The organism is uncultured Tepidimonas sp., from assembly GCF_938045175.1.
GTDB lineage: Bacteria > Pseudomonadota > Gammaproteobacteria > Burkholderiales > Burkholderiaceae_C > Tepidimonas.
The window spans coordinates 1-5,318 of sequence record NZ_CALIND010000023.1 but is presented as its reverse complement, the minus strand read 5'-3'; the positions used below and the strand labels follow the sequence as shown (position 1 = coordinate 5,318).

Genomic DNA, 5,318 nt, shown 5'->3' with positions numbered 1-5,318 from the left:
GTGGCCAAGCCGTTGACGCTGGACATCGACGACCTGCTCAAACTCGCGCCGATGGAGGAGCGCATTTACCGGCTGCGCTGTGTCGAGGGCTGGTCGATGGTGGTGCCGTGGATCGGTTACCCGCTGGCCGCACTCATCGAGCGCGTGCAGCCGCTGGGCAGTGCGAAGTTCGTCGAGTTCCACACCCTCGCCGACCGCGAGTCCATGCCGGGCCTGCGCTCCAACGTGCTGCTGTGGCCCTACGTCGAGGGCCTGCGCCTGGACGAGGCGCGGCACCCCCTGACGTTGCTGACCTTTGGTCTGTACGGCGAGATGTTGCCGCCGCAAAACGGCGCACCGCTGCGTGTGGTGGTGCCGTGGAAGTACGGCTTCAAGAGCGGCAAGTCGATCGTGCGCGTGCGATTCGTGGAGAGACAGCCGGCAACCGCCTGGACGGTGGCCGCGCCACACGAGTATGGCTTTTACGCCAACGTCAACCCGGATGTGCCGCACCCGCGCTGGAGCCAGGCCAGCGAGCGGCGCCTCGGGCAGGGCGGGCTGTTCGCGCCGCGTGTCAAGACCCAGTTGTTCAACGGCTATGCCGAGCAGGTTGGCCAGCTCTATGCGGGCATGGACCTGCGGCGCTTTTATTGACGTGGATCGCTGGCTGCGCGCGGCCAAGCCCTGGGTGCTGCTGGCACTGTCCGCACCGGCGCTGTGGCTGTGGGGGATGGCGCTGGCCGACCGGCTGGGTGCAAACCCGGCCGAGGCGCTGATTCGTGGTCTGGGCGATTGGACGCTGCGGCTGCTGTGCCTGACACTGGCCATTACCCCGCTGCGGCGCTGGACCGGCTGGGCGGCGCTCGCCGGATGGCGGCGCGGGCTGGGACTGTGGACGTTTGCTTATGCGCTGCTGCACCTGCTGGCCTATGCATGGCTGGATCAGGGTTGGGATGGGCACGCCGTGTTGCGCGACGTGGCCGAGCGGCCGTTCATCCTCGTCGGCGTGCTGGCGGTGCTGCTGTTATTCCCGTTGGCCGCGACGTCGTTCGATGCCGCCATCCGTTGGCTGGGCGCGCGGCGCTGGCGGGCCTTGCACCGGGCGGTGTACGCGGTGGCGGGGCTGGCGATCCTGCACTTTTTCTGGATGCGCAGCGGCAAGACGCTCTACGGCGACGTCATCGCCTACGCGGCCGTGCTGGCAGTGCTGCTGGGCTGGCGGGTGTGGGACGCCGTCAGTCGAGCGCGAGGCCGCGCTCCTGCCGCCACAGGTCGTTGATCGACTCGCGCGCGCGGATCAACTGGGCGCGATCGCCGCTGACCAACACCTCGGCCGCTTTACCGCGCGAGTTGTAGTGGCTGGCCATGCTCATGCAATACGCGCCGGCGGACCCGACGGCGAGCCAGTCGCCGGCCTGCACGGCCAATGCGCGCTCGCGGCCCAGCCAGTCGCCGCTTTCACACACGGGGCCCACCACGTCCCATACCTGGGGCGGCTCGGTGCGGGGGCGTACCGGCGCGATGGCGTGGTAGGCGTCGTACATGGCTGGGCGTGGCAGATCGTTCATGGCCGCGTCCACGATCAGAAAGTTTTTGACCGGGCCGGGTTTGGTGTAGAGCACCTCAGTGATGCAGATGCCGGCATTGCCCACGAGGGAGCGACCGGGCTCCAGCAGCAGCCGCCGCTGCCCATGCCCGCGCGCGTCCAGGCGCGCCAGCAGCGCTTGCCACAGCGCGTCGGCCGCCGGGGGCTGTTCGCCGTGGTATTCGATGCCCAGCCCGCCGCCCAGGTCCAGGTGGTGCAGCGGGATGCCCTCGGCTTCGATCGCTTCCACCAGGTCGAGCACGCGCTCCAGCGCGTCCAGGTAGGGCCCCGTGCTGGTGATCTGCGAGCCGATGTGACAGTCGATGCCGACCACCCGCAGCCCGGGCAGGCTGGCCGCGTGGCGGTAGGCGTCGAGCGCCTCGTCGTGCGCGATGCCGAACTTGTTGTCTTTCAGACCCGTGGAAATGTAGGGGTGCGTTTGCGCGTCGACGTCGGGGTTGACGCGCACGCTCACCGGTGCGCGCGCGCCCAGCTCGCGCGCCACCGCATCCAGCACGTCCAGCTCGGCGCGGCTTTCGACGTTGAAGCAGCCGATGCCTACCTGCAGCGCGCGGCGCATCTCGGCTCGCGTTTTGCCCACGCCGGAAAAAACGATGCGCTCGGGCGCCGCCCCGGCACGCAAGGCGCGCTCGAGCTCGCCGCCCGAGACGATGTCGAAGCCGCACCCTGCACGGGCGAAGACCTCCAGGATGGCCAGATTCGAATTGGCTTTCATCGCGTAGCACACCAGCGCGTCGCGGCCCGCCAGGCCGCGCTGGTAGGCGCTCAACGCGCCCAGCATGGCCGCGCGCGAGTACACGAACAGAGGGGTGCCGTGTTCGCGTGCCAAGTCGGCGACGCGCACGCCTTCGGCCCAGAGCTCGTCGTCGCGATAAGCAAAGAAGGGAGCGCCGGGCAGATACGGCGTCAGGGGTGTGTCAGCGCGGGACATGCGATGGGGAATGGGAAGGGGAGGAAGGGGAAGAAGCGGCCGCGGTCGGCAGCGTCAGCGGCCCCTTTTGTCCGCAGCCCACCAGGGCCAAGGCCAACACGGCACCCCAAGCGGCGGAGCGCCATCCTACAATGCGCCGTCTCGTTTGCATCTGGACGATTGTAGTGATGACCGACCTCGAATACCTGGACCGCGCCGAAGCCGTGCTGAAGGCGGTGGAGTTGAGCTGTGACCGCATCAACGAGACGACCGACGCCGACATCGACAACCAGCGCGTCGGCGGCATGGTGACGCTCACGTTTCGCAACGGCAGCCAGATCGTGATCAACCTGCAAAAGCCGCTGCACGAGATCTGGATGGCGGCACGCTCGGGCGGCTACCACTACCGCTTCGACGGCCAGCGCTGGATGGATACCAAGGGCGCGGGCGAATTTTTCGAGCATTTGTCACGTGAGGCTTCGGCGCAGTCTGGCATGACATTGACATTCGCCCCTTGACGAGGCAAGAAGCCGCCACAGCGCGTACCCGGCCCCTCATGGCCGGAACAGGTCCAGGATGCTGCGTTTCTCGCGTGCCTCGGGGTCCGCATCGGGGGGGACGTCCCCTGCAGGCGTGGTCGCCGCATCCTCGAAGCCCAGCCGCCGCACATAGCTGCCATCCGCATATTCGTCATACACCCAGTCGCCCCCGGAGAAGCTCACGCCCGGCGGGGGCATAAGCTCTTGCACGGGCGTATGGCGTAGCGCCTGGCCCATGAAATCGATCCAGATCGGCAGCGCCAAGGCGCCACCCGTGGCGCGCCGCCCTAGGTTGCGTGGCGTGTCATAGCCCAGCCACGCGGCGGCGGATAGGGTGGGGTGATAGCCCACGAACCACGCATCTTGGGCGTCGTTGGTGGTGCCGGTCTTGCCGTAGAGGTCGGGTCGCTTGAGCGTGGCCTGCGCGCGCGCCGCGGTGCCCGAGCGCGTGATTTCGTTGAGCAACTGGCTCATGAGGAAGGCGTTGCGCTCGGGCAGGGTGCGGTTGTCCTCGGACGGCGCCTGCGCGGGGACGTCGAGCAGCACGCGGCCTTTGTGGTCACTGATGCGGGTGATGAGCACCGGCGGCAAGTAGTGCCCGCCGTTGGCAAAGACGCCGTAGCCTGCGGCCATCTCCAGCGGTGTGACGGCGCCAGCGCCCAGCGCCATCGTCAAATAGGGCGGATGTTTGGCCGGGTCGAGTCCAAAGCGCGTGATCCACTGCTGAGCCGACTGCGTGCCCACAGCCCGCAGCACCTGGATCGAGACCATGTTCTTGGATTTGGCCAGCGCCGTGCGCACCGTCATCGGTCCCTCGTACTGGCCGTCGTAGTTTTTGGGCTCCCAGGGCTTACCCCCCGTGACGCTGGCCGGAAAGAACAGCGGTGCGTCATTGACCACTGTCTGGGGCATGATGCCCTTTTCCAGCGCCGCGGAGTAGATGAAGGGCTTGAAGCTCGATCCCGGCTGGCGCTGCGATTGCGTGACGCGGTTGAACTTGTTGCGCTCGAAGTCGAAACCGCCGATGAGCGCGCGGATGCCGCCATCGCGCGGGTCGACGGCGACGAACGCCGCTTCGACCTCGGGCGTCTGGGTCAGATACCAGCCCTGCGACACCTTGACGATGCGCACCACGGCACCGGGACGCAGGCGCAGGTGGGGCGGGGCACTGGGGTCGAGTCCGGAGCGCACGGGCTCCAGCCCGGCGCCGGTGATCTCGATCGGCGCGTCGTCGCCGCGCACCACCACCACCCGGCGCGGGTCGGCCGACAGCACGACGGCAGTCAGCAGCGGCGGGTTGTCCGGCACGGCCGCCAGTGCTTCGTCGATGGCGGCCTCGCGCCGTGCCGGGTCGGTGGGTAGGTCGATGAACCGCTCTGGGCCCCGATAGTGCTGCTTGCGCTCGAAGTCGAGCACCCCTTGGCGCACCGCACGCCACGCGGCGCGCTGCAACGCCGCGTCGATGGTGGTGTGGACCTGCAGGCCCGCGGTGTAGGCGTCTTCGCCGTAGCGCGCGACGATCGCTTGGCGTACCATCTCGGCAATATAGTCGGCGTGCACGTCCTGTTCCGCGTCGTAGCGGCGCAGCCGCAACGGCTCTTCGCGCGCGGCTTTGGCCTCGGCCTCGGTGATGAAGCCGTTTTCCAGCATGCGATCGATGATGTAGAGCTGGCGGGCGCGCGCGCGCTTGGGGTTGCTGATGGGGTTGTAGGCAGAGGGGGCCTTTGGCAGGCCGGCGAGCATGGCGGCTTCGGCAATGGTGAGTTCCTGCAGGGACTTACCGAAATACGTGCGTGCCGCCGCCGCAAAGCCATAGGAGCGGTGCCCGAGAAAAATCTGGTTCATGTAAATCTCGAGAATCTGCTCCTTGGTCAGCAGGTGCTCGAGCTTGAACGTGAGCAAAATCTCGTAGATCTTGCGCAGGTAGCTTTTTTCGTTGGAGAGGTAGACGTTGCGCGCCACCTGCATGGTGATGGTGGACGCGCCCTGGCTCTTGGCTTCGCTCAAGTTGGCCAGCGCTGCCCGCAGCAGGCCCCGGTAGTCGATGCCGCTGTGTTCGAAGAAGCGGGCGTCCTCGATGGCCAGCACTGCGTTGATCATGACGGGGGGGATGTCCTCGAACGGCACGAGATTGCGCCGTTCCTCGCCGAACTCGCCCAACAGCGAGCCGTCGCGCGCATAGACCCGCAGAGGCAGCTTGGGGCGGTAGTCTGCCAGTTCGCTGACGTCGGGTAGGTTGGGGTACGCCATCGCCAACCCGAGCGCGACCAACATCAGTCCCGCC

Annotated in this window: 6 protein-coding genes; 3 read left to right on the top strand and 3 right to left on the bottom strand. The window is 67.5% G+C overall.

The window, feature by feature from the left end:
• The coding region (gene msrP, locus Q0716_RS01145) for a protein-methionine-sulfoxide reductase catalytic subunit MsrP (RefSeq protein WP_299018783.1) at positions 1 to 633 on the top strand (633 nt) is incomplete at its 5' end.
• Entirely contained in the window at positions 602 to 1,258 is a 657-nt protein-coding gene (locus Q0716_RS01140; protein WP_299018781.1) for a protein-methionine-sulfoxide reductase heme-binding subunit MsrQ, read from the top strand. The genes msrP and Q0716_RS01140, both read left to right, overlap by 32 nt.
• Here Q0716_RS01140 and lysA read toward each other — a convergent pair.
• On the bottom strand, positions 1,215 to 2,516 hold the full coding sequence (gene lysA / locus Q0716_RS01135; RefSeq protein ID WP_299018779.1) for a diaminopimelate decarboxylase: 1,302 nt from the start codon (positions 2,514 to 2,516) through the stop codon (positions 1,215 to 1,217). The genes Q0716_RS01140 and lysA overlap by 44 nt on opposite strands.
• A complete protein-coding gene (locus Q0716_RS10915) occupies positions 2,503 to 2,667 on the bottom strand; it encodes a lipoprotein (RefSeq protein WP_366139702.1) in 165 nt (54 codons plus the stop codon). Before Q0716_RS10915 ends, lysA begins: the two co-directional genes overlap by 14 nt.
• A gap of 16 nt (positions 2,668 to 2,683) precedes the next feature.
• Between Q0716_RS10915 and cyaY the strand changes: the two genes are divergently transcribed.
• Positions 2,684 to 3,013, top strand: a complete 330-nt coding sequence (gene cyaY / locus Q0716_RS01130) for an iron donor protein CyaY (protein WP_299018777.1) — start codon at positions 2,684 to 2,686, stop codon at positions 3,011 to 3,013.
• A gap of 36 nt (positions 3,014 to 3,049) precedes the next feature.
• On the opposite strand, the gene Q0716_RS01125 is transcribed toward cyaY, so the two are convergent.
• Entirely contained in the window at positions 3,050 to 5,308 is a 2,259-nt protein-coding gene (locus Q0716_RS01125) for a PBP1A family penicillin-binding protein (protein ID WP_299018785.1), read from the bottom strand.
• Positions 5,309 to 5,318: the final 10 nt, after the last annotated feature.

Bases quoted from the DNA above. Each gene is read 5' to 3' on its own strand.
- Q0716_RS01140 (WP_299018781.1), top strand. From the start codon at position 602: ATGCGGGCATGGACCTGCGGCGCTTTTATTGACGTGGATCGCTGGCTG.
- Q0716_RS10915 (WP_366139702.1), bottom strand. From the start codon at position 2,667: ATGCAAACGAGACGGCGCATTGTAGGATGGCGCTCCGCCGCTTGGGGT.
- cyaY (WP_299018777.1), top strand. From the start codon at position 2,684: ATGACCGACCTCGAATACCTGGACCGCGCCGAAGCCGTGCTGAAGGCG.
- lysA (WP_299018779.1), bottom strand. From the start codon at position 2,516: ATGTCCCGCGCTGACACACCCCTGACGCCGTATCTGCCCGGCGCTCCC.
- Q0716_RS01125 (WP_299018785.1), bottom strand. From the start codon at position 5,308: ATGTTGGTCGCGCTCGGGTTGGCGATGGCGTACCCCAACCTACCCGAC.